Genomic DNA, 25,885 nt, shown 5'->3' on the forward strand with positions numbered 1-25,885 from the left:
CCCGACTGCGGGGCTCGCAAGGCCGGCTCACTCCTCGCGCTCACTGGGTCACCCCCGCGACGGTGAACAGCGCTCGGGCGCGGGCGGCGGCCAGGTCGGCGTCGGGCAGCAGCCCGGCCGCGTCGGCAAGGGTGAGCAGGGTGGCCAGGTGCGCCGGAGACCGACCGGACTGCGCGCCACCGACCATCGTGAAATGGTCCTGGTGCCCGGCCAACCAGGCCAGGAACACGATCCCCGTCTTGTAGTGCCAGGTCGGCGCCGCGAACAGGTGCCGGGCCAGCGGCACTGTGGGCCCGAAGAGCTCGTCGTACGCCGTCAGGTCCCCCCGGTCCAGGGCGGCCAGCGCGGCGGCGGCTGCTGGCGCGATGGCCGCGAACACCCCGAGCAGCGCGTCGGAGTGACCCACCTCGTCACCCCGGATCAGCTCCGGGTAGTGGAAGTCGTCGCCGGTGTAGAGGCGTACCCCGGCCGGCAGGCGGCGGCGCAACGCGACCTCCCGGTCGGCGTCCAGCAGCGACACCTTGATTCCATCCACACTGGACTCGTGTGCCTTGATCAGCTCGATGACCGTGTCGGTGGCCAGGTCCAGGTCGACAGCACCCCAGTAGCCGGTCAACGCCGGGTCGAACATCGGGCCCAGCCAGTGCAGCACCACCGGTTCGTCGGCGGCGCCCAGCAGCTCGTCGTACACCCGCAGGTAGTCGTCCGGACCGCGTGCGGCGGCGGCCAGGTGCCGGCTGCACATCAGCACCGGTCGGGCGCCGGCGGCGCGGACGTCGTCGAGCTGCTCGGCGTACGCGGCGGTGACCGCCGCCAGTGTGGCCGGGCCGACCGGCAGCTGGTCGGTGTTGACCCCGGCGACGATCCGCCCGCCGACCGCGCGGGCCTCGGCGGCGCTGCGCCGGATCAGCTCCCGGGTGGCCGGATAGTCCAGCCCCATCCCCCGCTGGGCGGTGTCCATCGCCTCGGCGACCCCCAGCCCGTACGACCAGAGATGCCGCCGGAAGGCGAGGGTGGTGTCCCAGTCCACCGCCGCCGGGGCGCCCGGCACGTTCTCCGCGCCCGGATCGGCGACCACGTGCGCGGCGGCGTACGCGATCCGGCTGGTCGCCGGCGCGTCCGGTCGGGTGAAGCCGCTCCCCCCGGCGAGCCGATGCCGCCGCCCACCGGGCAGCACCACCTCGGCGCTCATGAGCGCAGCTCCGGCACCTCGATGCGACCACCCTCGCGGGCGGAGCGCAGCCCCAGCTCGGCGAGCTGCACGCCGCGCGCGCCGGCCAGGAAGTCCCACCGGAACGGCTCGCCGGCCACCACGTGCCGCAGGTACGCCTCCCACTGCACCTTGAAGCCGTTGTCGAACTCCTCGTTGTCGGGCACCTCGGCCCACTGGGCGCGGAAGTCCTCGGTGGCCGGCAGGTCCGGGTTCCACACCGGCTTCGGAGTGACCGCCCGGTGCTGAACCCGGCAGTTGCGCAGGCCGGCGATCGCGCTGCCCTCCGTGCCGTCGACCTGGAACTCCACCAGCTCGTCGCGGTACACCCGCACGGCCCACGAGGAGTTGATCTGCGCGATCACCCCGCCGTCGAGTTCGAAGGTGGCGTACGCGGCGTCGTCGGCGGTGGCCGCGTACGCCTGACCGGCCTCGTCGACCCGTTCGGGCACGTGGGTGGCGGTCACGCAGGAGACGGCGGTGACCCGGCCGAACAGCTCCTCCAGCACGTAGTGCCAGTGCGGGAACATGTCGACCACGATGCCGCCGCCGTCCTCGGCCCGGTAGTTCCACGACGGCCGCTGAGCCGGCTGCCAGTCGCCTTCGAAGACCCAGTAGCCGAACTCGCCGCGCACCGAGAGGATCCGGCCGAAGAAGCCGCCGTCGATGAGGCGCTTGAGCTTGCGCAGGCCGGGCAGGAAGAGCTTGTCCTGCACGACACCGGTGCGGACACCGGCCGCGTCCGCCGCCCGGGCCAGGTCGAGAGCCGCCGCGGTGTCCTCGGCCAACGGCTTCTCCGTGTAGATGTGCTTGCCGGCCTCGATGGCCTGCCGGATCGCCTTCTCCCGTTGCTGGGTGACCTGCGCGTCGAAGTAGATCTCGACATCGTCGCGGGCCAGCGCCGAGGTCAGGTCGGTGGTCCAGTCGGTCAGCCCGTGCCGTTCGGCGAGTTCCCGGAGCTTCGTCTCGTTGCGCCCGACCAGGACCGGTTCCGGCCAGACGGTGGTGCCGTCGGCCAACGCCACACCGCCGGATTCGCGGATGGCCAGCAGCGACCGGACGAGGTGCTGCCGGTAGCCCATCCGTCCGGTCACGCCGTTGACGATGATGCCGATCGACCTGCGGGTCATGGTGTTCCTTCCGTCGTGCTGGTCGTGCCGATCCGCGCTCAGTGGTTGGCGGCCGCGCTGCCGAGCAACCCACGCAGGTCGGTGGCGAGCCGGTCGAAGCGGGGATCCGACATCACCTGCGCGTAGTCGCGGTGCGCCGGCAGCTCGACCGGGAAGGTGCGGATGATCCGGCCGGGCCGGGGACTCATCACCACGACCCGGGTGCCGAGGAAGACCGCCTCGGCGATGGAGTGGGTGACCAGCACCACAGTGGTTCCGGTCTCCCGCCAGATCCGGTGCAGTTCGGCGTTCATCTGCTCGCGGGTCAGTGCGTCCAGGGCGCCGAACGGTTCGTCCATCAACAGCACCGGCGGGGAGTGCAGCAGCGCGCGGCAGAGCGCCACCCGCTGCTGCATGCCGCCGGACAGCTCGTGTGGCAACGCCTTCTCGAAGCCGGTCAGGCCGGTCATCTCGATCAACTCGTCGGCGCGGCGGGCCGCCTGCGCCCGGTCCATGCCGCGCATCTCGGCCTGGAGCAGGATGTTGGCCCGGGCACCACGCCACTCCAGCAACGCGGCCTTCTGGAAGACGAAGCCGATCTCCTTCTGCGGGCCGCGCACCGGGCGTTCCAGCAGCGACACGTCACCGCTGGTCGGCTTGACCAACCCCGCGACGATCTTCAGGAGGGTGGACTTGCCGCAGCCGGACGGGCCGACGATAGTGACGAACTCGCCGGGCTCGATGTCCAGCGACACGTCGTCCAACGCTGTGGTCTGCGACCGTCGGGTGGTGAACCGGACGGTCAGCCCGGACATCCCGATGGCGGTGCCGGTGGCTGCCGGCGCGGCGGTCACCGGGTCACCCCTGCGCCGCGTACGAGGAGTCCCAGTACGCGCTGGGCGCTCCCGGGTCCTTCAGCTCGGCGTAGCGGGACATCAGGTCGATGGTCTCGGTCCACTGGGCCTCGGTGTTCACCCCGGGCGGGCCGTCCGCGCCGATCAGTGGCATGTTGAGCGTGAGCTGCTTGGTGAGCACCTCGGGCGCCGGCTCGTTCTCGGCCAGAGCCGACATCGCGCTCACCGCGCCGGCCGGGTCCCGGGCGGCGTCGGCCCAGGACTTCTGGGTGGCCCGGACGAACTTGCGGACCAGCTCCGGGTCCTTCTGCAGGGTCTGGGTGTTGGCGATCAGGCCAGTGCCGAGCAGGTTCATCCCGTAGTCGGCGAAGAGCAGCACGTCGACCTTCTTGCCGGTCTTGCTCTCGATGGTCGGCGCCTGGTCGTGGAAGAAGCCCATGATGGCGTCGACCTTGCCCTCGGCCAGGGCGGCGATCTTGCCGGCGGCGTCGACGTTGACCACCTTGACGTCGTCCTTCTTGAGCCCGTTCTTCTCCAGCCAGGCCGGGAAGGTCGCGTAGAGGGCGTCGCCGGGGGTGCCGCCGACGGTCTTGCCCTTGAGGTCTGCCGGGGTCTTGATGTTCTCCTCGGTGAAGAACTCCACCGAGGACGGACCCTTCTCCAGGTACGCGCCGAGGCTGCGTACCGGCATGCCGCTGGCCACCGACTTCAGCAGCACCGGGCTGTCCGCCCACCCGAAATCGGTCTGCTTCTGGGCGACCTGCTTGACGGTGTTGCCCGAGCCGTTGCCGGGCAGGATCTTCAGGTCGATGCCCTCGGCGGAGTAGTAACCCTTCTGCAGGCCGTAGTAGAAGGGCGCGTGCTCGCCGTAGGGCACCCAGTTGAGGGTGAGGGTGACCTGCTTGCTGCCGTCGGCGTTGGTGCTGCCGCCGGGGTCGTCCCCACCGCAGCCGGTGGCGGCGAGGAGCAGGGCGGCGGTGGCCAGGATGGTGGTGGCGGTGCGTTTCATCGGTGCCTCCGTGATGGGGTCGGTCAGGAGGTGGTGAGGGACACGCCGGCCCGTCGGCTGGCGTGCCACGGAATGAGCAGTGCCTCGGCGATCTCGACCAGGACGAACAGGACGATGCCGATGGCCGACATGAGGATCAGGTCGGCGAACAGGAGTGCGGAGTCGAGGTTGCCGTTGGCCAGCAACAGGACGTAGCCGAGCCCTTCGCTGGCGCCGACGAACTCGCCGACCACGGCGCCGACAACGGCGAGGGTGACGGCCACCTTCAGGCCGGCCATCAGGTGCGGCAACGCGTTCGGAAAGCGGATCTTGCGGAAGGTGCGCCACGGCCCGGCGCCCATCGTGGCGGCGAGGTCGAGCAGTTCCGGGTCGGTGGAGCGCAGTCCGGCCACGCCGGAGATGACCACCGGGAAGAACGCGATGAGCACCGCCAGGATGATCTTCGGGGTGAGGCCGAGGCCGAACCAGACCACCAGCAGCGGCGCGATGGCGATCTTCGGGATGACCTGTGCGAACAGGACGATCGGGTAGAGCGCCTTGTCCAGGGTGCGGGAGTAGGCGATGGCGACCGCCGTGGCCAGGCCCAACGCGGCGGCCAGCACGAAGCCGAGCACCGTCTCGTAGAGGGTCACCAGTGTGTGCCGGGCCAGCTCGGACCACTGGGTGGTCATCGTCTCCCACACCTGGCCGGGGGTGGGCACCAGGTAGTTCGGGACGTACTCGCGGGCCGCCACGAACCACCAGGCGGCGAAGAAGACCGCGAGCACCAACGCCGGGCGCCAGAGCGAGTCGGCGAAGGTCACGGCCCGGCGACCGAGCGTGGGCCGGGGTGGACGCCCGCCGCCGGGTGGCGTCGTCACGACAGTGGACGAAGCCCTTGCGTCGAGGCCGTCCGCACCGCCGCTGCCGGGCCCGGCAGCGGCTGCTCGCGCACCACTGGCCTGGTCGGCGGCGGCCTGCCGGCCCGCCGTGTCCAAAGAGTTCTCGGTCACGCGGAACCTCCTCGGGGCCCGGCACGACGCCCATGGACCGGGCCGGTCGGCGGATCAGGCAAACGCTTTCCTGGAGCGTAGGCGGCCCCCTCACGCCGGGCAAGGCCTTTCCTCGATCTGTTTCCACCGATGCCTGGGGACCACAGCGGCCGTCCCGAAGGGACGCTCAGCCGGCCGCCGGGTAGGTGTCGAGAAGGCCACACATACCCAGCCGGCCCCGCTCGACCGGCTCGTTGACCGCGAACACCCCGGCGTCGCCCAGGTGGCCGGGATCCCCCCGCTCCAGGGAGTCGAGCTGCGCGGCGGTGTCGGCGGCGGCACGGCCCGCGCCGGCCTCCCACCGCTGCCGCCACCGCGCCAGCAGCGGCTGGCGCAGGGCGACCGCGGCGGCGTGGAACGCGGCCAGCGCCGCCGGCCCACCGGAGCGCAGCGCCTGAAAGCCGGTCACCGCCAGATCACGACGGCGGTACGCCGCAAGCACGTCCGCGCCCGGCGCTCCCCCGTCGGGCAACGCCGCCGCCTCGGCGTACGCGGCCGGGTCGGCCAGCACCTCGGGTGGGAAGGTCAACACCGCGTCGCCGGCCTCGGGCAGGCCGCTGTTCTGCATCAGCACCACGATGCTGAGCCCACCACCGTTTACCAGTCGGTGCACGGTGCCCGGCTCGAACCAGACCACCGCCCCCGGCCGCAGCGGCGTCTCCCGGTAGCCGGCAGTGGTCAGGGTCTGCACCGCGCCCTCGCCACCGGTCACCACGTACCCCTCGGTGCAGCACAGGTGCACGTGCGGGGTGCCGCCGACCAGGCCGTCCGGGGCCACCGTGTCGTAGACGCGCAGCCGGGACACCCCGACCCCGCCGGGCAGCGGCGCCGACCGATCACGCATCGAAGTACTCGTCGGTGTCGTCCGCGGCCGGCAAGGACACCAGCAGCACTGTGAGGTCGCCGATGGCCCGGTGCCGGCAGCCCGGCTTGATCAGGAACGCGGACATCGGCCGAGCCGGGTGACGGACCCCGTCCAGCTCGATCTCGCCCTCACCGGCGAGCACGACGTAGTACTCGGTGGCGATCCGGTGGTGGTGCGTCACCGCGTCCTGCACCTGGAGCAGATGCACGCTGGCCTGGCCCTCGCTCTCGGCGATGAAACCCCGGCGGGTGGTCCCACACGAGCAGCGTCGGGCGGGAAGGTCGTCAAGTTGAAGTACCGCGAAGCGATCGGACACGGCCGGGCCTCCCTGCGGGAAAGGGCTTTCTCTGCGGTACGGTGACGCTAGCCGGCACGACGAAACGCCGTCAACAGATCGAGGGGGCGGGCCATGGCGACCCTGTCCGATGTGGCCCGCCGCGCGGGCGTCTCGCCCGCCACCGCCTCCCGCGTCATCAACGGCAGCAGCAAGCCGGTCACCGACGAGCTGCGCGAACGCGTGCTCGCCGCCGTCGCCGAGTTGCAGTACGTGCCGAACGCGCACGCCCAACTGCTGGCCCGCTCGCACCGCAGCGCTGTCGGCGTGATCGTGCACGACGTCTCCGACCCATACTTCGCCGAGATCACCCGAGGGCTGCAACGGGTCGCCACCGACCAGGGCCGGCTGCTGATGATCTGCAACAGCTACCGGGACCCGGACCGCGAGTTGGAGTACGTGGAGCTGCTGCGCGGCCACCAGGTGGCGGCGCTGATCCTGGCCGGCTCGGGCTACCACGACGAGGCGTTCACCCGACAACTCAACGAGAAGCTCGCCGCGTACGAGGCAACCGGCGGGCGGGTGGCGGTGATCGGCCGGCACGAGCACTCCGGCGACGCGGTGATGCCGGACAACCGGACCGGCGGCTACCTCGCCGGTCGGGAGCTGTGCGGTCTGGGGCACCGGGCGATCGGCGTGGTCGCCGGCCCGCGCATCCTGACCACCACCACCGACCGGCTCGCCGGCCTCCGGCAGGCCCTCACCGAGCAGGGGCGCGAGCTGCCCGAACGGCGCATCCGGTACGCGGAGTTCGACCGCGACGGTGGCGCCGAGGCCACCGCCCGGCTGCTCGACGCCGACCCGGAACTGACCGCGATCGTGGCGCTCAACGACTCGATGGCCATCGGCGCGCTCGCCACCCTGCGCGCGCGTGGGTTGGCAGTGCCGCAGCAGATCTCGGTGCTGGGTTTCGACGACATGCCGATCGCCCGGGATGTGACCCCGGCGCTGACCACAGTGCGGCTGCCCCTTGTCGACATGGGTGTGCGGGCGATGTCCCTGGTGCTCGGCGTCGGGGCCCCGACGCCCCGGGTCGAGGTGCTCCCCGCCGAACTGGTCCGCCGCGACACCGCCGGTCCCGTCCCACTGTCCACCCGCGCCACAGCGGCTTCCGCGCCACGCGCGCGGCGAGGTGACGCCACGTCGTGACCGGTGCCAGCCCGACCCAGCGCCGCCTCACGCGCGCCGATGTCGCGTACCTAGTCGGTGCGTCGTTCGGGCCACACACCCGGGTCCGGGACGCCGGTCCGCTGGCCGGCGGCGGGTACGCCACGGTCTGGTGGGCGCTGCTCGACGACGACAGTCGGGTGGTGCTGAAACTGGCTCCGCCGGTCGGAACGCCGCTTCTACGCTACGAGCGCGGGCTGTGCGCTGCCGAGGAGCGGTACTTCCGGCTCGTCGCGCAGCGGGCGCCGCAGGTGCCCGTCCCCCCGGTGCTCTGGCGCGGCGCCGACCCGGCGTACGGCGAGTGGTTGGTCACCGCGATGCTGCCCGGCCGGTCGCTGTCCGACCTGGCCGAGGCCGGTGTCGCGGTCCACGACGGCCCGGCGCGCTACGACCTCGGGGTGGCTCTCGCCGCGTTGCACCGGGTGACCGGTGAACGGTTCGGGTACGACGACGATCGGGCCGGCGGGCCGACCTGGCGGGCGGCGTTCACGGCGATGCTCGACGCGCTCCTGGCCGACGCGGCCGACTGGGGCGTCCGACTGCCGGTGACCCCGGAGCACCTGCGTGCGCTGGTGGGGCGGCACGCCGACGTGCTCGACGAGGTGCGCCGCCCGGTGCTGCTGCACTTCGACTGCTGGGACGGCAACGTGCTGGCGGCGCCCGACGCGGACGGCCGGTTGCGGTTGCGCGGCCTGGTGGACGGCGAGCGGTTCCTCTACGGCGACCCACTGCTGGACCTGGTCTCGCCGCTGCTCTTCCGACGCGTCGAGGACGAACCGGAGCACCCCCTGCTGCGCGGCTACCAGGCCAGCGCCGCCGAACCGTTGGTGCTGAACGCCTCGGCACGCCGCCGGCTCGGCCTCTACCGGTTGCACCTGTACCTGCTGATGACCGTGGAGATGCCCAGCCGCGGGATGACCGTGCGCAGCCATCCCGGGCGGTCCGCCCGGCTGGCGGCACTGCTCGACGAGGAACTCGCCGCGCTCGCCTCGGGCTGACGCCCCGGCGCGGGTGGCGTCCGGCACGTGGTCGGACGCCACCCTTCGGGGTCAGGGCAGGTCGATCGGGCGCAGCACCCGGTCCACGGCGTGCGCGATCTGCCGGTTGCCCTTGTTGACGTCGTAGGAGACGACGCGCGCGTCACGGTCGTCGGTGTCGGCGTCGACCAGCCGCACCTGACGGAAGAAGTACAGGTAGGTGCGCACGTCGACCTCGACTGTCGAACCGAGCGCGGTGGTCAGGTCCGTGCCGTCGGCCCGGACCGCCGTCTTGCGATCGATGGTGGCGCCCGGGACCACGTGGTAGAGCAGCACCGACTCGACGGTGTCGATGCCCAGCCCGGCCACGGCGGTGAAGGCGGCGCTCTCACTCGGCAGCTTCCGAGCCTGCGTGATCTCGCGGACCAACTGCTGGAACGCGGCGTCGGTGGGGATGAACGCGGTCAGCGCCACGGTGCCGTCGGTGAGCACCTTGACCGGAGAGTTCGGCTTGGCCTCCAACACGGCCAGCACGGCCGCCGTCAGCACGTCGAAGTCACCCGAGTTGCGGTCGAAGCCGCTGCTGTCGCGGGTGAGCACCTGGGCGAGTGACGTCGTGCCGAGCGGCTTGGGCTTGCCGGTGGCCAGAGCGGCCGGTACGGCGACAGCGGTGGTGGCCAGCGCGGTGGCCATGGCACCCACCGCCATCCGGGCGGCGATTCGTGCGATCTTCATCAGCGGGCCTTTCGTCGAAGCGACCGGATCCGTGACGTCTCGTCACGATCCATGCTTCGCACCGGGTAGGCCGCGCAGATGCACCAGCGGATAACGGATTGTCCGGGGCTCCTGCCGGGGCCTAACCTCCCCAGGTGCTGATTCGGGAGTTCGTCGACCGGGACTGGTCCCAGGTGTGGCCGATCATCGAGGAGGTGATCCGGGCACAGGAGACGTTCCCCTACGACCCGGCGATGACCGCCGAGCAGTCGTACGGCATGTGGGTCGAGGCACCGCCGGGGCGGACCGTCGTGGCGGTCGACGGCGAGCGGGTGCTCGGCACCGCGAAGATGGGCACCAACCGGCCCGGGCCGGGCGCGCACGTGTCCACCGCCAGCTTCATGGTCGCCGCCGACGCGCGGGGCCGGGGCGTGGGCACCGCGTTGTGCCGTGACGCCCTCACCTGGGCCCGCCGGCAGGGGTACGCCGGCATGCAGTTCAACGCCGTGGCGGAGAGCAACACCTCTGCGGTGCGGCTGTACCTGCGGGAGGGCTTCGCGGTGATCGGCACCGTGCCGGGCGCGTTCCGTCACCCCACCCTCGGCCGGGTCGGCCTGCACGTGATGTACCAGGAGTTCTGACCGCGCCCGGTCCGCTCACTCAGGAGGCCACAGTGGTGGTCGGCGCCTTTGGAGCTGATGTCACAAACGAATCGGCCGCTGGCCGGGCCGTCCGGATCTTCCCCACCGCCTGGAGCGCCCCCACCGCCTGAATCGTCTACGACATCAGCTCCATAGCGTCTCCACCAACGGTGCCGCCGCTCTCCACCAACGGTGCCGCCGTCTCCACCAAGGGCGCCGCCGCTCTCCACCAGCGGTGCCGCCGTCTCAACCAGCGGTGCCTCCGGCAGGGGCCGGGCGCAGTCCGGGCTGCCCGGCGGCCGGCTCCGCGCCGGCTCGGCGGATCGGGGTGAAGAGGCCGCCGACCGCGACCAGCAGGCATCCCGCGCCCGCCGCGAGCGTCACCGCCGGAGCACCGTAGCGGCCGGCGGCCCAGGTCAGCACGACAGCGCCGGCCGGACCGAGGGCGTAGTGCGTGCTCCAGAACGCCGATGTGACCCGGCCCAGCAGGTGATCGGGGGTGATCTCCTGGCGCAGGGACATCGAACAGATCCCGCCGACGCTGAGACAGCACAGGTACACGGCGGTCAGCGTGGTGACAGCGGGCACTGTGGTGGCGATGCCGACCCCCGCCACGGCGAAACCGCAGATCGCGTGCGCGCCGATCCAGGTGGGGCCGAAGCCGCGACGGCGGCGCAGCGGCGCCACCAGCAGCGCGCCGGCGACAGTACCCAGCGCGGCCAGGCCGAGCACCGTGCCGACGGTGCCCTCGGAGCCGCCGAGGTCGTGCGTGACGTGGTAGATCAACACGTCGACGAAGCCGTAGGTGAGGAAGATGAAGACCGACAACAGGACGGTCAGCGCGCGCAGCACGGGTTGCCGCCACAGGAACCGTGCCCCGGCCAGGAACTCGGCCAGCGGGCGTTGCCGGGCCACTCCCTCGTCAGCCTGGACGGGGCGCAGTCGGATCAGCCACAGGCCGGCCGCCGAGAGCGCGAAGCTCACCGCGTTGACGGCGATGGCGGTGGCCGGGCCGAAGCGGGCCGCCACCACACCGGCGAGCAGCGGCCCGAGGACGGCCGCCGCCGCGTACGTCGCCTGCAACCGGCCGTTGGCCTCGGTGATCCGGTCGGAGTCCACGAGGTTGCGGACCGCTGTCACCGCGGCGACCTGGAACAGCATGCCGGCCGCCTCGCAGATGGGCAGCACGACGAAGAGCAGCCAGACCTGCGGGCCGGCGAGCCACGCCAGTGGCACCACTGCGTAGAGCACCAGCCGGGTCAGATCCGCCACGACCATCAGGGTGCGGCGGTCGTACCGGTCGACCAGCACCCCACCGAAGATCCCGGCGACGACGGACGCCGCGCCCGCGACGGCGGTGAGCAGGCCCATCCGCGCCACCGACCCGGTCGCCTGGAGCACCAGCAGCGGCACCGCCAGGAAGGCGAACGAGTCGCCGGCCGCCGAGAGCGACTGGGCGACCCAGTACGTGCCGAAGGTCCGGTCCCGCCAGAGCGGAGCCCGACCAGCGGCGGCGGATCGGCTCATCGCGCCAAGGGTAGTGAACGCATCCCCTCCGACGCTGGCCGTGGGCGTTGCGACACGGTGAGCCGAGACGGTGCTTGGACGCCCGGAAACGGCCGTGGGACCCCCCACGGCCGTTTCCGACAGGCGCGAGACGCTCAGGCCTTGCGCAGCGGAGCGAGCGCCGTGCTCCAGGCCACCACCTGGTCGAGCGTGGCGGTCAGCGAGTCCTGGTGGAACTGGTTGGGCTTGAAGACGCTGAAGTTCTCGAAGTCGGTGAAGAGCGACAGGGCGACCTGCGAGCGCACGTCGGCCATCTGGAGCTCACCGGAGATCAGACGCAGGTGTTCCACGGCGCGCGTCCCGCCGACCGAGCCGTAGCTGACGAAGCCGACGGCCTTGTTGTTCCACTCGGCGTAGAGGAAGTCGATGGCGTTCTTCAGGGCGCCCGAGGTCGAGTGGTTGTACTCGGGGGTGACGATGACGAACCCGTCGAACGACGCGATCGTCTCGGCCCACCGCTTGGTGTGCGGCTGGGTGTACTGGCCCATCGAGGGCGGGTACGCCTCGTCGAGGTGCGGCAGCTGGTAGTCGAGCAGGTCGATCAGCTCGTACTCCGCGTCGGAGCGCTGCTTGGCGATATCGAGCACCCAGCGGGCGACGGCCTCGCCGTTACGCCCCGGGCGGGTGCTTCCGAGGATGATCCCGATCCTGGTCATGTGTGGCGCCTTTCAGAGGTCCTTGCCTGACGACCGGAACGCTAACCGCTGCTTGATTGGTCAAGCAAATATGTGGCCTATGGGCGTGATCACACGGAGGGTAAGCACTTGCTCAGTCAAACAAGTATGATAGGAGGATGTCCAACCCCTCCGCAGCGACGCCGCAACCCCTCACCTCAGAAGAGGAATCCCTGGTCCGCGCCCTGGGCCAGGTGATGCACGTCCTGCCCCGCGCGATCGACGCGGACATGGTCGGTGACCGTCAGCTACCGCTCACCGAGTACACCGCGCTGATGAACCTCTCCGAGACACCAGACCGGCGGATGCGCATGAACGAGCTCGCCGCGCTCTGCCACCTCTCCCTCAGCGGCATGACCCGCACAATCATCCGGCTGGAGACGCAGGGCCTGGTCCGGCGGGAACGGTGCGAGGAGGACGCGCGCGGCTGGAACGCCGTCCTCACCGACGCGGGCTACGCCCGCCTACAGGAATCCTGGCCCAGTCACCTGGCCGCCGTACGCCGCCGGTTCCTCCAGCACTTCGAGGGCTTCGACCTCGCCCAGCTGGCCCGCGCGTTCCAGGGGGCCGGCACGGCAGAGCCGACCGACTGAGCCGACGCCGGCCCGGTCGGTCGCTCATCCGGCCTCAGCCGAGCAGCCGGCCCTCGGCCACCAGCGCCCACGCCAACAACCCGAAGGCGCCGGTCGACGCGACGGCGCGGACCACGTTGGCGCGTACCCAGGTGACCTCGAAGCGCGCCCGCAGCGCCGCGAGGTCGGTGGCGTCGTCGAGGTCGCCGGCGCGGGCCAGCACGTTGTTGAGCGGCACGTTGACCACGGCGGTGACGCCGAGCACCACTAGGTACAGCAGCAGCCCGGCGACGATCCACGGCAGCACCGCCCGACGCTCGGCCCCCAGGTGCAGCGCCGCCGCCAGCAGCGTGAACAGCAGCGCGCCGCCGAAGCACACAGCGAACCACAGGTTGAGGATCGACTCGTTGATCCGCCGCATGGCGAGCACCAACGTCCGGTCGTCGGTGCGGGCCAGACCCGGCATGACCGCGTACGCGAAGGCGGCGAACAGCCCGGCGGTCAGGCCGGTGGTCAGTGTGGCGGCGAACAGGCTGGCGGTACTCAGAACTCCCATCCTCCTATTGCACCCGTTGGCGTGCGCGCTGACCAAACGCGATAGCGGTCACCGGGCCGGAGCGTGGGCGGCGAGCGGGTTGGTGAGGGTGCCGACGAACTGGAGCGCCGCCGACGGGTCGGCCAGGTCGATCATCTGCTGGTTGTTGCGCAGCTGCAGCCGGTTGAGGCAGGACAGCGTGAACTCCGGGGCGAACAGGTCGTAGTGGCGGACCCGCTCGGCCAGGTGCGGCACCCGGTCGAAGTAGTCGGCGGCGCAGGCCGCGACAGTGCGCCAGAAGTGGTCCTCGGCGAGCACGCCGGCCTCGACCAGGACCGCGTTGAGGTGCCGCAGGAAGCAGTCCACCACGTCGGTGAAGATGGTCAGCAGCTTGGTGTCGTCGGGCACCTCGACGCGGATCCGCTCCACCGCCGCCGGCAGCTCGACCGTGTCGCTCATCACCGCGATCTCCTCGGCGATGTCCTTGAAGATCACCCGCTGGACGGTGTCCTGCTCGTCGAGGACCAGGATGACGTTCTCGCCGTGCGGCATGAACGCCAGGTCGTGGGCGTAGAAGCTGTGCAGCAGCGGGGTCAGGTAGGCGTCCAGGTAGCGACGCAGCCACACCTCGGGCGCCAGGCCGGACCGGGTGATCAGCGCCGCCGCCAGTGAGCCGCCCTCGTCGTCGACGTGCAGCAGCGCGGCCATGGTGGACAGTCGCTGCCCCGGCTCAAGCTCGGGCACCGGGCTCTCCCGCCACAGGGCGGCAAGCATCTTGCGGTACGGGGAGGTGCGCTCGGTGGCCGCCTCGTACTGCCGGTGCCGGTAGCCCACAGCGGCCCGTTCCCGGATGACGGTCAGGCCGGTGCCGGTCAGCACCTCGTCGGCGGCGATCAGGTCGGCCAGCCAGTCGTTGATCGCCGGGGTGGCCTCCATGTACGCGGCCGACAACCCCCGCATGAAGCCCATGTTCAGCACCGACAGCGCGGTCTTGACGTAGTGCCGACTCGGCTCGCTGACGTTGAAGAAGGTACGGATGGACTGCTGGGCGAGGTACACGTCCGGCCCGGGGCCGAGGTGCACCAGCCGCCGCTCGGCCAGCTCCCCGGCGAAGGTGACCGCCAGCTTGTTCCACCACTGCCACGGGTGCGCCGGGATCAGGTGGTAGTCGGCGAGGTCCAGCCCGAGATCGGCCATCGTGGCCGCGAACCGGGCCCGGGTCTCGGCGTCCAGCTCGCTCTCGATCAGCGTGTCGTAGTCGAGGTCGGCGGCGCTGCTGAACGTCGAGTGGTCCCGGTGCGCGGCCAGCCACTCCAGCCGCACCGGCGCGGCGGCCTCCGGGGCGTACCGGTGGTACTCGTCGACGCCGAAGCCGAGCCGGCCGTTGTTCGCCACGAAGCAGGGGTGGCCCTCGGTCATCGAGGTCTCGATGGTCTGGAAGTCCGCCTCGGCCAGCTCGGCGGCGCTCGGCGCGGCCTGGGCCAGCTTGTACGCCGTACCCGCCAGCGTCGAGGTGATCTCCTCCAGGTAGACCGGGAGCACCCGCGCGGAGAGCCCGAGGGTGTCGCGCAGTTCGACGATGAAGTCCACCGCGTCCGGGGCCAGGGAGGTGCCGTCGCGGTGTCGGGTGATGCTGTCCGCGTCGATCTGCCAGTGCGCCAGGGCGAGCACCCGCGCCGCGAACCGGTAGGTGACGGTGCCGTCGTCGCCGCGGACCTCGTACCACTGCCGGTCGTCGGGGCCGGCCACGGCCTCCGGGGTGAGCAGCCGCTCGTGGGTGAACTCGGCGAGCGCCTTGCGGACCAGCAGTCGGTTGGCCCGGGCCCAGCGCTGCGGGGTGAGGTGCTCGACCGGGTCGCCGGAGGCGTTGTGCGCGGCGGCGACGGGCGGGTGGGTGGGGACGGCGGTGGTGGTCACGCCGGGGCTCCTTCGGTTCGGGTGGCAGCGGCGCGGTCGGCGGTGGCGCTGTCGGCGGCGGCCTGGAACTGGGCTCGGGTGCAGACGCTGAGCAGCGCGTCCTTCTCGGGCTTGGCGATCGGGCCGACGACGGTGAAGCCGACGGCGGCGTTCAGCGCGTGCACGGCGGTGTTGCGCACGTCCGGTTCGACGACCACCCGTCGGGTCGTCGGGTCGTCGAAGAGCCACGCCATGACGGTGCCGATCACCGCCCGGGTGAAGCCGCGCACCGGCGCGTCGACCGGCGCGCAGAGGAAGTGCATGCCCACGTCACCGGGCTGGTGGTCGTACAGGCCGACCAGCTCGACGTGGGCCGGGTCGTAGCGCTCCGCGAGGAAGGCGGGACTCCCCCGCCACAGGCCGAGGTACGCGTCGTGGTGCGGGTGCTCGGCGATGCGCCGGTACTCCTCGGTGACCTGGGCCGGGTCGGCGTCCTGCATCATCCAGAACGCCGCCTTCGGGTGGGTCACCCAGGTGTGCAACAGCGCCGCGTCGGCGTCCGGATCGAGCGGCCGCAGCGCGAACTCACCGAGCCCCTCGTCGACGCGGGTGAAGACGCTGGTCACGACGACACCCCGAACTCCTGGAAGGTGATGCTCTTCTCGATCGGGTAGTGCTCCCGGCCGAGCAGCTCGCTGATGATCCAGGAGTTGCGGTAGGCGCCCATGCCCAGGTCCGGTGAGGTGATGCTGTGCGTGTGGGTGCCCGCGTTCTGCAGGAAGATGCCCCGCCCGCTGTGGTCGATGCTGTAGTTGCGGGCCACGTCGAAGCGGCCGTGCGCGTCCCAGCGGATCCGGTCTGACACCGGCGTGAGGAACTCCGGCACCCGGTAGTGGTAGCCGGTGGCCAGCACCAACCCCTCGGTACGCAGGGCGAAGTCGCGTTCCTGCTCCACCTGACGCAGCCCCAGCGTGTACTGCCCGTCCTGGTGGTCGGCGCTGATCAGCTCGGTATTGGTGAGCAGGCGGGTGTTCACCGGCCCGTGCACGCTGTGCGCGTAGAGCAGGTCGAAGATGTCGTTGATCAGGTCGGCGTTGATCCCCTTGAACAGGCCCTTCTGCTCGGACTCCAGCCGGTAGCGGGTCGCCTCGGGCAGCGCGTGGAAGTAGTCCACGTAGTCCGGTGAGGTCATCTCCAGCGTCAGCTTGGTGTATTCGAGCGGGAAGAACCGCGGCGACCGGGTCACCCAGTTGAGCTGGTAGCCGTACCGGTCGATGTCACCGAGCAGGTCGTGGTAGATCTCGGCGGCGCTCTGCCCGCTGCCCACCACTGTGATGCTGCGCTTGGCGCGCAGCGCCGACCGGTGCTCCAGGTAGTGGGAGTTGTGCACGGCGTCGCCCGGCAGGTCGGCCACGGCCGGGGGCAGGTGCGGCGGGGTGCCGGTGCCGAGCACCAGATGCCGGGCCCGGTACTCCACGGTCTCCCCCGTGCCCGTGCTGGCCCGCACCACGTACCGCTCGTCGGCGGCGTCGTACTCCACAGTGGTCACGCTCTGGCCGAAGCGCAGGTTCGGCAGTTTCGCCGCCGCCCACCGGCAGTACGCGTCGTACTCGCTGCGCAGCGGGTAGAAGCTCTCCCGGATGTAGAACGGGTAGAGCCGGCCGATCTCCTTGAGGTAGTTGAGGAAGGAGTACGGCGACGTCGGGTCGGCGAGGCTCACCAGGTCGGCGATGAACGGGGTCTGCAACCGGGCCGACTCCAGCAGCATGCCGGGGTGCCAGGCGAGGCTCGGCCGGGCCTCCAGGAACACGCCGTCAAGTTCGTCGATCGGCGCGGTGAGGCAGGCGAGACCCAGGTTGTACGGGCCCAACCCGATGGCGATGAAGTCGTGGGTGGACATCGAGGTCTCCAGGCGCGGGTTCGTGGTCACGGCGTCAGCCGACAGGGCAGGTTCATCGGCGTCAGCCGACGGGGCAGATCAGGTCGGCGTCGACGTGGTCGTGCACGTACTGGCCGGCATGGGTGGCGATCAGGTCGAGCACGTACCCGACGTCGTCGACTGTGGTTTCTGGGTTGAGCAGTGTGAACTTCAGGAAGTGCCGGCCGTCCACCCGGGTCCCGGCGACCACGGCGAGACCGGACGCCGCGAGGGCTTCCCGGGCGTGCAGGTTGGCGGCGTCGGCCAACTCCCGGCCGGGGCCGGTGGGCAGGTAGCGGAACACCACTGTGCTCAGTTCCGAGCGGGTCACCACCTCGAAGCGCGGATCCTCGCTGACCAGTCGCCAGGCGTCGGCGGCCCGGTCGACGACCTCGTCGAAGAGCCCGCCGAGCGCGTCCGGGCCCATCACCCGCAGGGTGAGCCAGAGCTTCAGCGCGTCGAACCGGCGGGTGGTCTGCATGCTCTTGTCGACCTGGTTGGGGATGCGCTGCTCCACCATCCGGGCCGGGTTGAGGTAGTCGGCGTGGTAGGTGACGTGCCGCAGCGTCCGCCGGTCGCGGACCAGCAGCGCGCTGGAGCTGACCGGTTGGAAGAACGACTTGTGGAAGTCGACGGTCACCGAGTCGGCCCGCTCGATGCCGTCGAGCAGGTGCCGGCGCGTCGGCGAGACGAGCAGACCGCAGCCGTACGCGGCGTCCACGTGCAGCCACACGCCGGCCGCCGCGCAGATCCCGGCCAGGTCCGTCAGCGGGTCGATCGAACCGAAGTCGGTGGTTCCTGCCGTCCCGACGACGGCCATCACCACCAGCCCGGCCTGCCGGCACCGGGCGATTTCCTCACGGACGGCGGCCGGCCGGATCCGTCGCCGGGCGTCGGTGGGTACCGCGATCACCGCGTCCGGGGCGAGGCCGAGCAGTTTGGCCGACTTCTGCACGCTGAAGTGACCGGCGGCGGAGGTGAGCACACGCAACCGGGGCAGCAGTTCGGCGCGCGCCGACGGGCCGATGGCGTCGGCGCACGCCTCCTCCCGGGCCAGCAGCAGCGCCTGGAGGTTGGACTGGCTGCCGCCGCTGGTGAAGATGCCGTCGGCGAGGGGGCCGAGGCCGATCCGCTCGGCCGTCCAGTCGACCAGCCGGCGCTCGATGAGGGTGGCCCCGGCGCTCTGGTCCCAGGTGTCCAGTGAGGAGTTCACGGCGGTGAGCACCGCCTCACCGAGCAGTGCCGGGATGGCCACCGGGCAGTTGAGGTGGGCCAGGTAGCGGGGATGGTGGAACCAGACGGCGTCGCGCAGGTAGACGTTCTCCAGCTCGTCCAGTGCGGCGCCGGCGTCGCCCAGCGGACGGTCCAGGTCCACCCGGTCGACCACTGGGGCCAGCTCGGCCGGCGTGATTCCGGTGCTGGGACGGTCCACAGTGGCCACGCGGCGGGCGACCCGGTCGACGCCGTCGGCGATCGTCCGGCGGTACTGCTCGACCGAGCCGCCGTGCAGCAGCTGGGCCCGCGCGGCGGTTGACGCCGGTGGCGGCGTGGTGGTCTCGACGGGGTACGTCGGCACGGTCACGGAATGTCCTTCCACGTTCTCGACGAGGGGCAGCCGGAACCCTCCCCGGCGCGGCGGTGCGCCTCGGGGCAGTGCTGCCGATCGGTTGGGGTCGTCAGTCAGGCGGTGGCGCCGGCAAGCGCCTCGGCACGCAGGTCCTCTTCGGACAGTCCGCGTCGCCAGTAGCCGGCGAAGGTCACCCTCCGGCGGTCGAAGCCGCGCTCGTCGACGAGGTGCCGGCGCAGCGCCCGCACCACGCCGGACTCACCGGCGATCCAGGCGTACGGGGCGCCGCCGGTGGGGAGCCGGGCGGCACGAAGGGAGCTGACCAGCAGGTCACTGCCGGGCGGTGTGCTGCCCCGCACGATCCACCTGATCTCGGCGTCGGCGTCGGTGGGCAGGTCGGTGATGTCCGCGGCGTCGGGCACCTCGATCCAGGCGCGCACCCGGGTGCCGGCGGGCAGCCAGGCCAGGATGCCCTCGGTGGCCGGCAGCGCGGTCTCGTCGGCGGCGAGCAGCACGAGGTCCGTGCCGTCCGGCGGGCGGAAGCAGACGCTGCGGTTGTCGGGCACCGCCGGACCGAGCAGCAGCACCCGGTCGCCGGGGCCGGCCAGGGCCGCCCAGCGGGAGGCGGGGCCGGTGTCGCCGTGGCTGACGACGTCGATGTCGATCTCGGTGTCGGCCGGGCGGTGCTCCCGGATGGTGTACGAGCGCAGCACGGCGCGGACGTCCGCCGGCAGTGCCCGCCAGCCGCCGAACCAGTCCTCGCCCTGTTCGACCGGGACCACCGGGGCGTGCTGCCCGGGGTGTGGCAGGAACAGCGAGACGCTCTGGTCCCGGCCGCCGCCTGCGAAGTCGGCCAGCTCAGCGCCACCGAACGTGACCCGGATCAGCGAGGCGCCCACCCGGTGGGCCCGGACGACGTGCGCGGCGTAGAAGCGGTACTGCGAGGCGATCGGTGCGGCGCTCGTACTCATGGCGTCAGCTGACCTTCTTCGCGTTCCGGATGGCGGTGGCGAGGTTCTCCAGCAGTGGCGCGGAGCCGGCGTACGAGAAGCGGGGTACCGCGTCCCAGGGGCTCACCTGGTTGGCAGTGACCGCCGGCAGTTGCTGCCAGGTGGGCTTGGCGGTGAGGTCCTTGGCCTGCAGGGTGGTGCTGCGGTTGTCCAGCAGGATCAGGTCGGCCGGGAACTTGCCGGCGCTCTCCCAGCTCAACGCCTCGAAGTAGTCGCCGGCTTCGAGCTTGGTGGGGACCACGATGTCGACGCCCAACTCGGCGAAGTACATCAGGTCGGTGCTGACCTTCGGGTTGGAGACGTAGAAGAGGTCCGGGCTGCCGGAGCAGGCCATCACCTTGATCCCGGGGTTGGCCTTGACCGCCTCCCGGACCGCCTCGGCGGCGGCGTCGAAGCGGGCCTTTCCGTCGGTGACCTTCTTCGCGGACAGGTCCGCGCCGAGCGACTCGGCCAGCGCCGCGTACCGCTCGATGGGTTTGGTCATCGGCACCCGGGCGGTGGTGATCGCCACACTGGGCGCCAGCGGGAGGATCTTGGCCTTGCTCTCGTCCGGCACGTACCAGAGCGCGTCGGGGTCGTACATGTGGGTGACCAGCAGTTCGGGACGCAGCGCCGCGTACTTCTCCAGGCTGAACTCGCCCCACACGTTGCCGAGGATCTCGACGCCCTCGACGTTCAGGTCGCCGGCCTGCGGCTCGGCCGTGCCGTCGGCGCGCTTGGTCTCACCGAACACGCCCACCAGCTGCTTGTCGAGACCGAAATCGATCAGGGCCGCCGCCACGCCGGTGAAGGCCACCACGCGGGCCGGACGAGCCGCCGCCTCGACCTTCGTGCCGCGGTCGTCGGTGAACGACCAGGGCCCACTTCCGTTGCCGGCGGCGGGCTTCGCGGCGTCGTCCTTGCCACAGGCGGCAAGCAGGGTGGCCAGCGTGGCAGCGCCACCGGCGGCCAGCAGGCCGCGGCGGGAGAGGCGGCGGGCGGACAGGGCATCGGGCATGGTGTTGTCTTTCGATCAAGGGTTGGCCGGGGTCGACCAGGGCAGCGGGGTTAGGTTAGCCTAACCTCGGTCATTGTCAACAGCGGTACGCCGTGTCGCCACCACCCCGGAGCCCACACTGGACGCCACACCCACCGTCACCCGACCGGCACCGCCCGTGCCGGCCAGGGAAACGGCCGTACCCCCGGGCCGGCGTGGCCGTCGGGCGGCCCGCGCCGCCGGCCTGGTCGCCGCCGTCGCACTGCTCGCGGTGATCGTGGTGCTCAGCATCGCGGTCGGCGCGAAGGCCATGCCGCTCGCCGACGTCTGGTCCGGGTTGCTGCACCGCGACGCCACCGAGTACGCGGTGGTGCACCGGATGCGCCTGCCCCGCACCCTGCTCGGGCTGCTCGCCGGCGCCGCCCTCGGCGTGGCAGGCGCGGTCATGCAGGCCCTCACCCGCAACCCGCTCGCCGACCCCGGGCTGCTCGGCATCAACGCCGGCGCGTCCGCGGCCGTCGCCACCGCCGCCGCGTTCCTGGGCGTCACCGCCGTCGGCGGGTACGTCTGGTTCGCGCTGCTCGGCGCGGCGGCGGTGACCGCGCTCGTCTACGCCGTCGGCGGCGGACGCGGCGCCACCCCGGCCCGACTCGCGCTGGCCGGGGCGGCGCTCAACGCGACCCTCTACTCCTACGTGAGCGCGGTGATGCTGCTGGACACCGCGTCGCTGGAGCGGCTGCGTTTCTGGACGGTCGGCTCACTGGCCAGCGCGGACTCCGCGACGGTGACCCGGGTGCTGCCGTTCATCCTCATCGGGCTGCTGGTCGCGCTCGGTGCCGCCCGTCCGCTGAACGCGCTGGCGCTTGGCGACGACGCGGCGCGAGCCCTCGGCGCTCGACCCGCGCTGATCCGCGCCGCCGTGATCGTCGCCGTCACCCTGCTCTGCGGCGCGGCGACCGCCGCGTGCGGGCCGATCGTCTTCGTCGGGCTGCTCGTGCCGCACCTGGTCCGCGCCCTGACCGGTCCGGACCTGCGCTGGCTCCTGCCGTACTGCGCGGTGCTCGCGCCCGCGTTGCTGCTCGGCGCCGACGTCCTCGGCCGGGTGCTGGGCCGCCCCGGAGAACTCCAGGTCGGCATGGTGACCGCTGTGCTCGGCGGCCCGCTCTTCCTGTGGCTGGTCAGCCGCCGACCGGTGGCGCAACCGTGAGCGAGCGGAGCGAGCGAATCGGCAGGCTCAGGATTGTGGCGCGTCGCGCCAGCGCGCAGCGAAGCGGAGCGATGGCGTGACTGTCATTCGTACTTCATGGGGGTTGTCGCTGCGGTTCCGGCCCCGCGCGTTGGGCGTCGGGGCTGGCGCGGCGGTGCTCGCGGCCGGGTTCGGTCTGGTGGCCCTGGGCAGTGGTGACTACCCGATGGGGCCGGCGGACGTGCTGCGCACGCTCACCGGCGGTGGCACCGTGGCCGAGCAGTTCATCGTGCTCGAGCTGCGCCTGCCCCGGCTGGTCACCGCCCTGTTGGTCGGTGCGGCCCTGGCTCTCGCCGGCACCGTGTTCCAGTCGCTGGTCCGCAACCCGTTGGGCAGCCCGGACATCCTGGGCTTCACCCAGGGGGCGTCGACCGGGGCGCTGGTGGTGGTCGTCCTCGGCGGCAGCAGCCTGGCGTTGGCCGGCGCGGCGGTCGTCGGTGGTCTCGGCACCGGTCTGGTGATCTACGCGCTCGCCTGGCGGCGCGGGGTGCACGGCTTCCGGCTCATCCTGGTCGGCATCGGGGTGTCCGCGATCCTGACCGGTGTCAACGGCTACCTGCTGACCCGGGCGCCCCTGATGGAAGCCGCCCGCGCGGTGCTCTGGCTCACCGGCAGTCTGGACGGACGGGGTTGGGCCAACGCCGGGCCGCTGCTCGCCGTCCTGGTCGTGGTGGCGCCGCTGGTGCTCGTCGGCTGCGCCCCGGCGCTGCGGATGATGGAGCTGGGCGACGACGCGGCCAGCGGCCTGGGCGTGCCGGTGCGCCGGCTGCGCCTGGTGCTGCTCGCTGCCGCCGTGCTGTTGGTCTCGTTCGCGGCGGCCGCCGCCGGTCCGGTGTCGTTCGTGGCGCTCGTCGCCCCGCACGTGGCGAAACGACTGACCCGGGCCCCGGGCCCGAACCTGCTGCCGTCGATGGCCGTCGGCGCGGCGCTGCTGGTCGGGGCCGACCTGGTGGCGCAGCGCGCGTTCGCCGGGCACCAACTCCCGGTCGGCGTGGTGACCGGCGTGATCGGCGGCGGTTACCTGGTCTGGCTGCTGGCGATGGAACGTCGGGCGGGCCGGCTGTGAACACCAGTGACGCCCTCGAAGGAGCACCCATGCGATCCGGCGATTCCCGACTCGGCGGCACCGCGCTGACCCTCGCCTACGACCAGCGCACCATCGCCGAGAACCTGACAGTGGCGGTGCCCGACAGGTCCTTCACGGTGATCATCGGGCCGAACGCCTGCGGCAAGTCGACGCTGCTGCGCGCCCTGTCCCGGATGCTGCGCCCCAGCGCCGGTGCGGTGCTGCTGGACGGGCGGGACATTCACGACCTGCCGGCCCGTACTGTGGCCCGTACGCTCGGCCTGCTGCCGCAGTCGTCGATCGCACCGGACGGCATCAGCGTCGCCGAGCTGGTCGCCCGGGGTCGCTACCCCCATCAGGGGCTGCTGCGGCAGTGGTCCCGCGAGGACGAACGGGTGGTCGAGGAGTCGATGGTCGCGACCGGGGTCGACGACCTCGCCGACCGGGCGGTGGACGAGCTGTCCGGCGGGCAACGGCAGCGGGTCTGGATCGCCATGGCGCTGGCCCAGCAGACGCCTCTGCTGCTGCTCGACGAGCCGACCACGTACCTCGACATCGCCCACCAGATCGAGATCCTGGACCTCTGCGCCCGGTTGCACGAGGAGCAGGGCCGCACCCTTGTCGCGGTGCTGCACGACCTGAACCACGCGGCCCGCTACGCCACCCACCTGATCGCGATGCGCGACGGACGCGTGGTGGCCGCCGGGGAGCCGGCGTCGGTGGTCACCGCCGAGCTGGTGGCGGAGGTGTTCGGGCTGCCCTGCCGGGTGATCGACGACCCGGAGACGGGCACCCCGCTTGTCGTCCCCGCGGCCCGACGCCGCGCCACCACAGTGGTCCCGGAGCCGGCGTGAGCGAGCACAGCGAGCGAACCAGCAAGCACGGCGGCGAGCGGCGTTTCCGTGACCAGTGGGGAGTGCCGCACCTGCGGGCCGACGACCCGCTCGCGCTGGCGGTGGCGCAGGGCCGGGTGACCGCGTACGACAGGGCCTGGCAGATCGAGGTGGAACGGCACCGCGCCCAGGGCACCAGCGCGGCGTTCCTCGGGCCCGACGCGCTCGGCTGGGACCGGTTCGTCCGGCAGGTCCGGCTCGACGACACCGCACGCCGCTGCCACGCCGCGCTGGACCCGGCGACCGCCGAGTGGGTGGGCGCCTACGTGGACGGCGTCAACGCCGCTCTCGCCGCCGGGGCGGCCCGGTCACCGGAGTTCGCCGCCACCGGGCTGCGCCCGGGTCGGTGGGAGCCGTGGACGCCGCTCGCGGTCTGGCTGGGCCACCACATCCTGTTCGCCGGGTTCCCCGGCAAGCTCTGGCGCGAGCACGTGGCGCAGCGGCTCGGGCCGGACGCTATCGACCTGTTCGCCACCGACGGGCCGGCCGTGGCCGGCAGCAACGGGTGGCTGCTGGCTGGCGAGCGCACCGGCACCGGGGCCGCGCTGCTCGCCGGGGATCCGCACCGGTTCATCGAGGATCCCGGTGTCTACCAGCAGATCCGGCTGGCCTGCCCGGAGTACGACGTGGTCGGGTTGGCGGTGCCGGGAGTGCCGGGCATCGCGCACTTCGGGCACACCGGCGGAGTGGCCTGGGCGATCACCAACGCGATGGCCGACTACCAGGACGTGTACGCGGAGCGGCTGCGCCGCGACGGCCCCCGGGTGCAGGCGCTCGGCCCGGACGGCTGGCGACCGGCGCACCGCCACGTCGAGACGATCGAGGTGGCCGGGGCCGACCCGGTCGAGGTCGAGGTGGTGGAGACCGACAGTGGTCCGGTGATCGCCGGTGGGCCGGACGACGAGACGGCGGTCAGCCTGCGCTACCCGCCCCGGGTCCGGGGTGACCTCGGTTTCGCGACGCTGCCGGAGCTGCTGCGCGCCCGCACCGTGGCCGACGTGGACCACGCGCTGCGGCACTGGGTGGAGCCGGTAAACGTGGTGCAGGCGGCGGACACCGCCGGAGGGCTGTTGCACCGGGTCGCCGGCGCGGTGCCGGTACGACACCCCGAAAACGGCCGGCGGGTGGTCCCCGGATGGGACGCCGCGTACGCCTGGCAGGGCTGGCACGCGCCGATGCCCCGTGCCGAGGTGGTCGGTCGTTCGGTGATGGCCAACGAGCGCGGGCTGGCGGCGCCGCTCGGGGTGGAGTTCGCCCCACCGCACCGGGCGCATCGCATCGCCGAGTTGCTCGACGCCCGTCCGGCCTGGACGGCCGACGAGATGGCCTCGGTGCACACCGACACGTACCTGGGCTCGGCCGGGCCGCTGCTGGCGGTCCTCGCCGAGTCGACGGGGCTCGGTCCGGCCGCCGGCGCGCTGCGTGAGCGACTACTACGCTGGGATCGCCGGATGGCCGCCGACAGCACGGACGCGGCGGCCTACGCCATCCTGCGGGCGGCTGTCGTACGCCGGATCGCCGCCCACCCGGCGCTGGCCGCGTTGGCCGAGCTGCCCGCGTACCCCGAGGTGTTCGCGCCCTGGCTGGCGCTGACGCCGCGCGTCGGTCACGCGCTGGAGCACCTGCTCGGCGCGACCCCCCTGCCCGATGTGGACATCACCGCACTGGTACGCGCGGCGGCCGAGGAGGTCGCCGACGCGGCGGCCGAGCCGGTGCCCTGGGGGGACCTGCACCGGCTGGCGGCGTGGCGGGCCCTGCCCGGCCCGGACACCGGGCCCGGTCCCCGGCTCGACGGTGACCACGACTGCGTGTTGGCCACCTCCAGCGTGCCCGGAGTCACCCACTGGTGCTTCCGGGGGCCGGCGGCGCGCTTCGTCTGGGACCTGGCCCGCCGCTCGGACAGCCGCTGGGTCGTCCCGCTGGGCGCCTGCGGGGTTCCCGGCGACCCACACCACGACGATCAGAGCGCCGCCTGGCTGGGCGGCGACCTGCTGCCGGTCGTGACGGACTGGGACCAACTCGCCGAGGAACGCCACTGACGGCACCGGCCGCCGC

The 25,885-nt window shown here is 72.1% G+C and carries 25 protein-coding genes; 8 read left to right on the forward strand and 17 right to left on the reverse strand.

Going from position 1 to position 25,885, the window contains the following annotated elements:
* Positions 1 to 40 precede the first annotated feature (40 nt).
* The 7 genes from OHB44_RS18710 to OHB44_RS18740 form a co-directional block, all read right to left on the reverse strand.
* Positions 41 to 1,192, reverse strand: coding sequence for a dihydrodipicolinate synthase family protein (locus OHB44_RS18710; protein ID WP_330437710.1), 1,152 nt, complete (start codon positions 1,190 to 1,192; stop codon positions 41 to 43).
* Positions 1,189 to 2,340 (reverse strand): Gfo/Idh/MocA family protein, encoded by a 1,152-nt coding sequence (locus tag OHB44_RS18715; RefSeq protein WP_266302332.1) that lies wholly within the window; start codon positions 2,338 to 2,340, stop codon positions 1,189 to 1,191. The genes OHB44_RS18710 and OHB44_RS18715 overlap by 4 nt, the downstream gene beginning before the upstream one ends.
* A 38-nt stretch (positions 2,341 to 2,378) precedes the next feature.
* Entirely contained in the window at positions 2,379 to 3,134 is a 756-nt protein-coding gene (locus OHB44_RS18720; RefSeq protein ID WP_247669117.1) for an ABC transporter ATP-binding protein, read from the reverse strand.
* Between the two features lie 43 nt (positions 3,135 to 3,177).
* Positions 3,178 to 4,182 carry an ABC transporter substrate-binding protein gene (locus tag OHB44_RS18725; protein WP_330437711.1) on the reverse strand — a complete coding sequence of 335 codons (1,005 nt, stop codon included), beginning with the start codon at positions 4,180 to 4,182 and terminating at the stop codon, positions 3,178 to 3,180.
* A gap of 23 nt (positions 4,183 to 4,205) precedes the next feature.
* The gene (locus OHB44_RS18730; RefSeq protein ID WP_330437712.1) at positions 4,206 to 5,174 is read right to left on the reverse strand and encodes an ABC transporter permease; all 969 of its coding nucleotides are present in this window, start codon (positions 5,172 to 5,174) and stop codon (positions 4,206 to 4,208) included.
* A 166-nt stretch (positions 5,175 to 5,340) separates the two neighbouring features.
* Positions 5,341 to 6,057 (reverse strand): cupin domain-containing protein, encoded by a 717-nt coding sequence (locus OHB44_RS18735; RefSeq protein ID WP_330437713.1) that lies wholly within the window; start codon positions 6,055 to 6,057, stop codon positions 5,341 to 5,343.
* Positions 6,050 to 6,394 carry a cupin domain-containing protein gene (locus tag OHB44_RS18740; RefSeq protein ID WP_091398731.1) on the reverse strand — a complete coding sequence of 115 codons (345 nt, stop codon included), beginning with the start codon at positions 6,392 to 6,394 and terminating at the stop codon, positions 6,050 to 6,052. The genes OHB44_RS18735 and OHB44_RS18740 overlap by 8 nt, the downstream gene beginning before the upstream one ends.
* A gap of 93 nt (positions 6,395 to 6,487) precedes the next feature.
* On the opposite strand from OHB44_RS18740, the gene OHB44_RS18745 reads away from it, so the two are divergent.
* Positions 6,488 to 7,561 (forward strand): LacI family DNA-binding transcriptional regulator, encoded by a 1,074-nt coding sequence (locus tag OHB44_RS18745; RefSeq protein ID WP_330437714.1) that lies wholly within the window; start codon positions 6,488 to 6,490, stop codon positions 7,559 to 7,561.
* Positions 7,558 to 8,577 carry a phosphotransferase family protein gene (locus tag OHB44_RS18750; RefSeq protein ID WP_330437715.1) on the forward strand — a complete coding sequence of 340 codons (1,020 nt, stop codon included), beginning with the start codon at positions 7,558 to 7,560 and terminating at the stop codon, positions 8,575 to 8,577. The genes OHB44_RS18745 and OHB44_RS18750 overlap by 4 nt, the downstream gene beginning before the upstream one ends.
* Before the next feature lie 51 nt (positions 8,578 to 8,628).
* Here OHB44_RS18750 and OHB44_RS18755 read toward each other — a convergent pair whose 3' ends face one another.
* Complete coding sequence (locus OHB44_RS18755; protein ID WP_330437716.1) at positions 8,629 to 9,291, reverse strand: fasciclin domain-containing protein; 663 nt, start codon at positions 9,289 to 9,291, stop codon at positions 8,629 to 8,631.
* Positions 9,292 to 9,425: 134 nt separating this feature from the next.
* On the opposite strand from OHB44_RS18755, the gene OHB44_RS18760 reads away from it, so the two are divergent.
* A complete protein-coding gene (locus OHB44_RS18760) occupies positions 9,426 to 9,911 on the forward strand; it encodes a GNAT family N-acetyltransferase (RefSeq protein WP_238685156.1) in 486 nt (161 codons plus the stop codon).
* Positions 9,912 to 10,157: 246 nt separating this feature from the next.
* Here OHB44_RS18760 and OHB44_RS18765 read toward each other — a convergent pair whose 3' ends face one another.
* Together OHB44_RS18765 and OHB44_RS18770 are read right to left on the reverse strand one after the other, a co-directional pair.
* Positions 10,158 to 11,438 (reverse strand): MFS transporter, encoded by a 1,281-nt coding sequence (locus OHB44_RS18765; RefSeq protein WP_330437717.1) that lies wholly within the window; start codon positions 11,436 to 11,438, stop codon positions 10,158 to 10,160.
* A 134-nt stretch (positions 11,439 to 11,572) separates the two neighbouring features.
* Positions 11,573 to 12,133 (reverse strand): NADPH-dependent FMN reductase, encoded by a 561-nt coding sequence (locus OHB44_RS18770; RefSeq protein ID WP_238685154.1) that lies wholly within the window; start codon positions 12,131 to 12,133, stop codon positions 11,573 to 11,575.
* Between the two features lie 137 nt (positions 12,134 to 12,270).
* Here OHB44_RS18770 and OHB44_RS18775 point away from each other — a divergent pair, with 137 nt between their 5' ends.
* Positions 12,271 to 12,744 (forward strand): MarR family winged helix-turn-helix transcriptional regulator, encoded by a 474-nt coding sequence (locus OHB44_RS18775; protein WP_238685153.1) that lies wholly within the window; start codon positions 12,271 to 12,273, stop codon positions 12,742 to 12,744.
* Between the two features lie 34 nt (positions 12,745 to 12,778).
* Here OHB44_RS18775 and OHB44_RS18780 read toward each other — a convergent pair whose 3' ends face one another.
* From OHB44_RS18780 to OHB44_RS18810, 7 genes are all read right to left on the reverse strand, one after another.
* Positions 12,779 to 13,279 carry an anthrone oxygenase family protein gene (locus OHB44_RS18780; RefSeq protein ID WP_266302325.1) on the reverse strand — a complete coding sequence of 167 codons (501 nt, stop codon included), beginning with the start codon at positions 13,277 to 13,279 and terminating at the stop codon, positions 12,779 to 12,781.
* 48 nt (positions 13,280 to 13,327) lie between these two features.
* Positions 13,328 to 15,175 carry an IucA/IucC family protein gene (locus OHB44_RS18785; protein ID WP_330437718.1) on the reverse strand — a complete coding sequence of 616 codons (1,848 nt, stop codon included), beginning with the start codon at positions 15,173 to 15,175 and terminating at the stop codon, positions 13,328 to 13,330.
* Entirely contained in the window at positions 15,172 to 15,780 is a 609-nt protein-coding gene (locus OHB44_RS18790) for a GNAT family N-acetyltransferase (RefSeq protein ID WP_330437719.1), read from the reverse strand. Before OHB44_RS18790 ends, OHB44_RS18785 begins: the two co-directional genes overlap by 4 nt.
* Positions 15,777 to 17,054, reverse strand: coding sequence for a lysine N(6)-hydroxylase/L-ornithine N(5)-oxygenase family protein (locus tag OHB44_RS18795; RefSeq protein WP_330441254.1), 1,278 nt, complete (start codon positions 17,052 to 17,054; stop codon positions 15,777 to 15,779). The genes OHB44_RS18790 and OHB44_RS18795 overlap by 4 nt, the downstream gene beginning before the upstream one ends.
* Positions 17,055 to 17,115: 61 nt before the next feature.
* A complete protein-coding gene (locus OHB44_RS18800; RefSeq protein WP_330437720.1) occupies positions 17,116 to 18,654 on the reverse strand; it encodes a pyridoxal phosphate-dependent decarboxylase family protein in 1,539 nt (512 codons plus the stop codon).
* Between the two features lie 98 nt (positions 18,655 to 18,752).
* Entirely contained in the window at positions 18,753 to 19,610 is an 858-nt protein-coding gene (locus OHB44_RS18805; protein WP_330437721.1) for a siderophore-interacting protein, read from the reverse strand.
* A gap of 4 nt (positions 19,611 to 19,614) precedes the next feature.
* The gene (locus OHB44_RS18810) at positions 19,615 to 20,646 is read right to left on the reverse strand and encodes an ABC transporter substrate-binding protein (protein ID WP_238685147.1); all 1,032 of its coding nucleotides are present in this window, start codon (positions 20,644 to 20,646) and stop codon (positions 19,615 to 19,617) included.
* A 289-nt stretch (positions 20,647 to 20,935) separates the two neighbouring features.
* Here OHB44_RS18810 and OHB44_RS18815 point away from each other — a divergent pair, with 289 nt between their 5' ends.
* The 4 genes from OHB44_RS18815 to OHB44_RS18830 all read left to right on the forward strand — a co-directional run bounded on the left by OHB44_RS18815 (position 20,936) and on the right by OHB44_RS18830 (position 25,869).
* Positions 20,936 to 21,832 (forward strand): FecCD family ABC transporter permease, encoded by an 897-nt coding sequence (locus tag OHB44_RS18815; protein WP_442932702.1) that lies wholly within the window; start codon positions 20,936 to 20,938, stop codon positions 21,830 to 21,832.
* 76 nt (positions 21,833 to 21,908) lie between these two features.
* Positions 21,909 to 22,937 (forward strand): FecCD family ABC transporter permease, encoded by a 1,029-nt coding sequence (locus tag OHB44_RS18820; RefSeq protein WP_238685146.1) that lies wholly within the window; start codon positions 21,909 to 21,911, stop codon positions 22,935 to 22,937.
* Between the two features lie 29 nt (positions 22,938 to 22,966).
* Positions 22,967 to 23,791 carry an ABC transporter ATP-binding protein gene (locus tag OHB44_RS18825; RefSeq protein ID WP_266302321.1) on the forward strand — a complete coding sequence of 275 codons (825 nt, stop codon included), beginning with the start codon at positions 22,967 to 22,969 and terminating at the stop codon, positions 23,789 to 23,791.
* Positions 23,788 to 25,869, forward strand: coding sequence for a penicillin acylase family protein (locus tag OHB44_RS18830; protein WP_330437722.1), 2,082 nt, complete (start codon positions 23,788 to 23,790; stop codon positions 25,867 to 25,869). Before OHB44_RS18825 ends, OHB44_RS18830 begins: the two co-directional genes overlap by 4 nt.
* Positions 25,870 to 25,885: the final 16 nt, after the last annotated feature.

The sequence above is a fragment of the Micromonospora sp. NBC_00821 genome (assembly GCF_036347035.1).
Lineage (GTDB): Bacteria > Actinomycetota > Actinomycetes > Mycobacteriales > Micromonosporaceae > Micromonospora > Micromonospora hortensis.

What these genes read in the sequence shown, in the direction of transcription:
- OHB44_RS18755 (WP_330437716.1), bottom strand. Translation starts at nt 9,291, where the DNA reads ATGAAGATCGCACGAATCGCCGCCCGGATGGCGGTGGGTGCCATGGCC.
- OHB44_RS18715 (WP_266302332.1), bottom strand. Translation starts at nt 2,340, where the DNA reads ATGACCCGCAGGTCGATCGGCATCATCGTCAACGGCGTGACCGGACGG.
- OHB44_RS18725 (WP_330437711.1), bottom strand. Translation starts at nt 4,182, where the DNA reads ATGAAACGCACCGCCACCACCATCCTGGCCACCGCCGCCCTGCTCCTC.
- OHB44_RS18770 (WP_238685154.1), bottom strand. Translation starts at nt 12,133, where the DNA reads ATGACCAGGATCGGGATCATCCTCGGAAGCACCCGCCCGGGGCGTAAC.
- OHB44_RS18710 (WP_330437710.1), bottom strand. Translation starts at nt 1,192, where the DNA reads ATGAGCGCCGAGGTGGTGCTGCCCGGTGGGCGGCGGCATCGGCTCGCC.
- OHB44_RS18780 (WP_266302325.1), bottom strand. Translation starts at nt 13,279, where the DNA reads ATGGGAGTTCTGAGTACCGCCAGCCTGTTCGCCGCCACACTGACCACC.
- OHB44_RS18810 (WP_238685147.1), bottom strand. Translation starts at nt 20,646, where the DNA reads ATGCCCGATGCCCTGTCCGCCCGCCGCCTCTCCCGCCGCGGCCTGCTG.
- OHB44_RS18765 (WP_330437717.1), bottom strand. Translation starts at nt 11,438, where the DNA reads ATGAGCCGATCCGCCGCCGCTGGTCGGGCTCCGCTCTGGCGGGACCGG.
- OHB44_RS18735 (WP_330437713.1), bottom strand. Translation starts at nt 6,057, where the DNA reads ATGCGTGATCGGTCGGCGCCGCTGCCCGGCGGGGTCGGGGTGTCCCGG.
- OHB44_RS18825 (WP_266302321.1), top strand. Translation starts at nt 22,967, where the DNA reads ATGCGATCCGGCGATTCCCGACTCGGCGGCACCGCGCTGACCCTCGCC.
- OHB44_RS18815 (WP_442932702.1), top strand. Translation starts at nt 20,936, where the DNA reads ATGCCGCTCGCCGACGTCTGGTCCGGGTTGCTGCACCGCGACGCCACC.
- OHB44_RS18775 (WP_238685153.1), top strand. Translation starts at nt 12,271, where the DNA reads ATGTCCAACCCCTCCGCAGCGACGCCGCAACCCCTCACCTCAGAAGAG.
- OHB44_RS18795 (WP_330441254.1), bottom strand. Translation starts at nt 17,054, where the DNA reads ATGTCCACCCACGACTTCATCGCCATCGGGTTGGGCCCGTACAACCTG.
- OHB44_RS18745 (WP_330437714.1), top strand. Translation starts at nt 6,488, where the DNA reads ATGGCGACCCTGTCCGATGTGGCCCGCCGCGCGGGCGTCTCGCCCGCC.
- OHB44_RS18720 (WP_247669117.1), bottom strand. Translation starts at nt 3,134, where the DNA reads ATGTCCGGGCTGACCGTCCGGTTCACCACCCGACGGTCGCAGACCACA.
- OHB44_RS18805 (WP_330437721.1), bottom strand. Translation starts at nt 19,610, where the DNA reads ATGAGTACGAGCGCCGCACCGATCGCCTCGCAGTACCGCTTCTACGCC.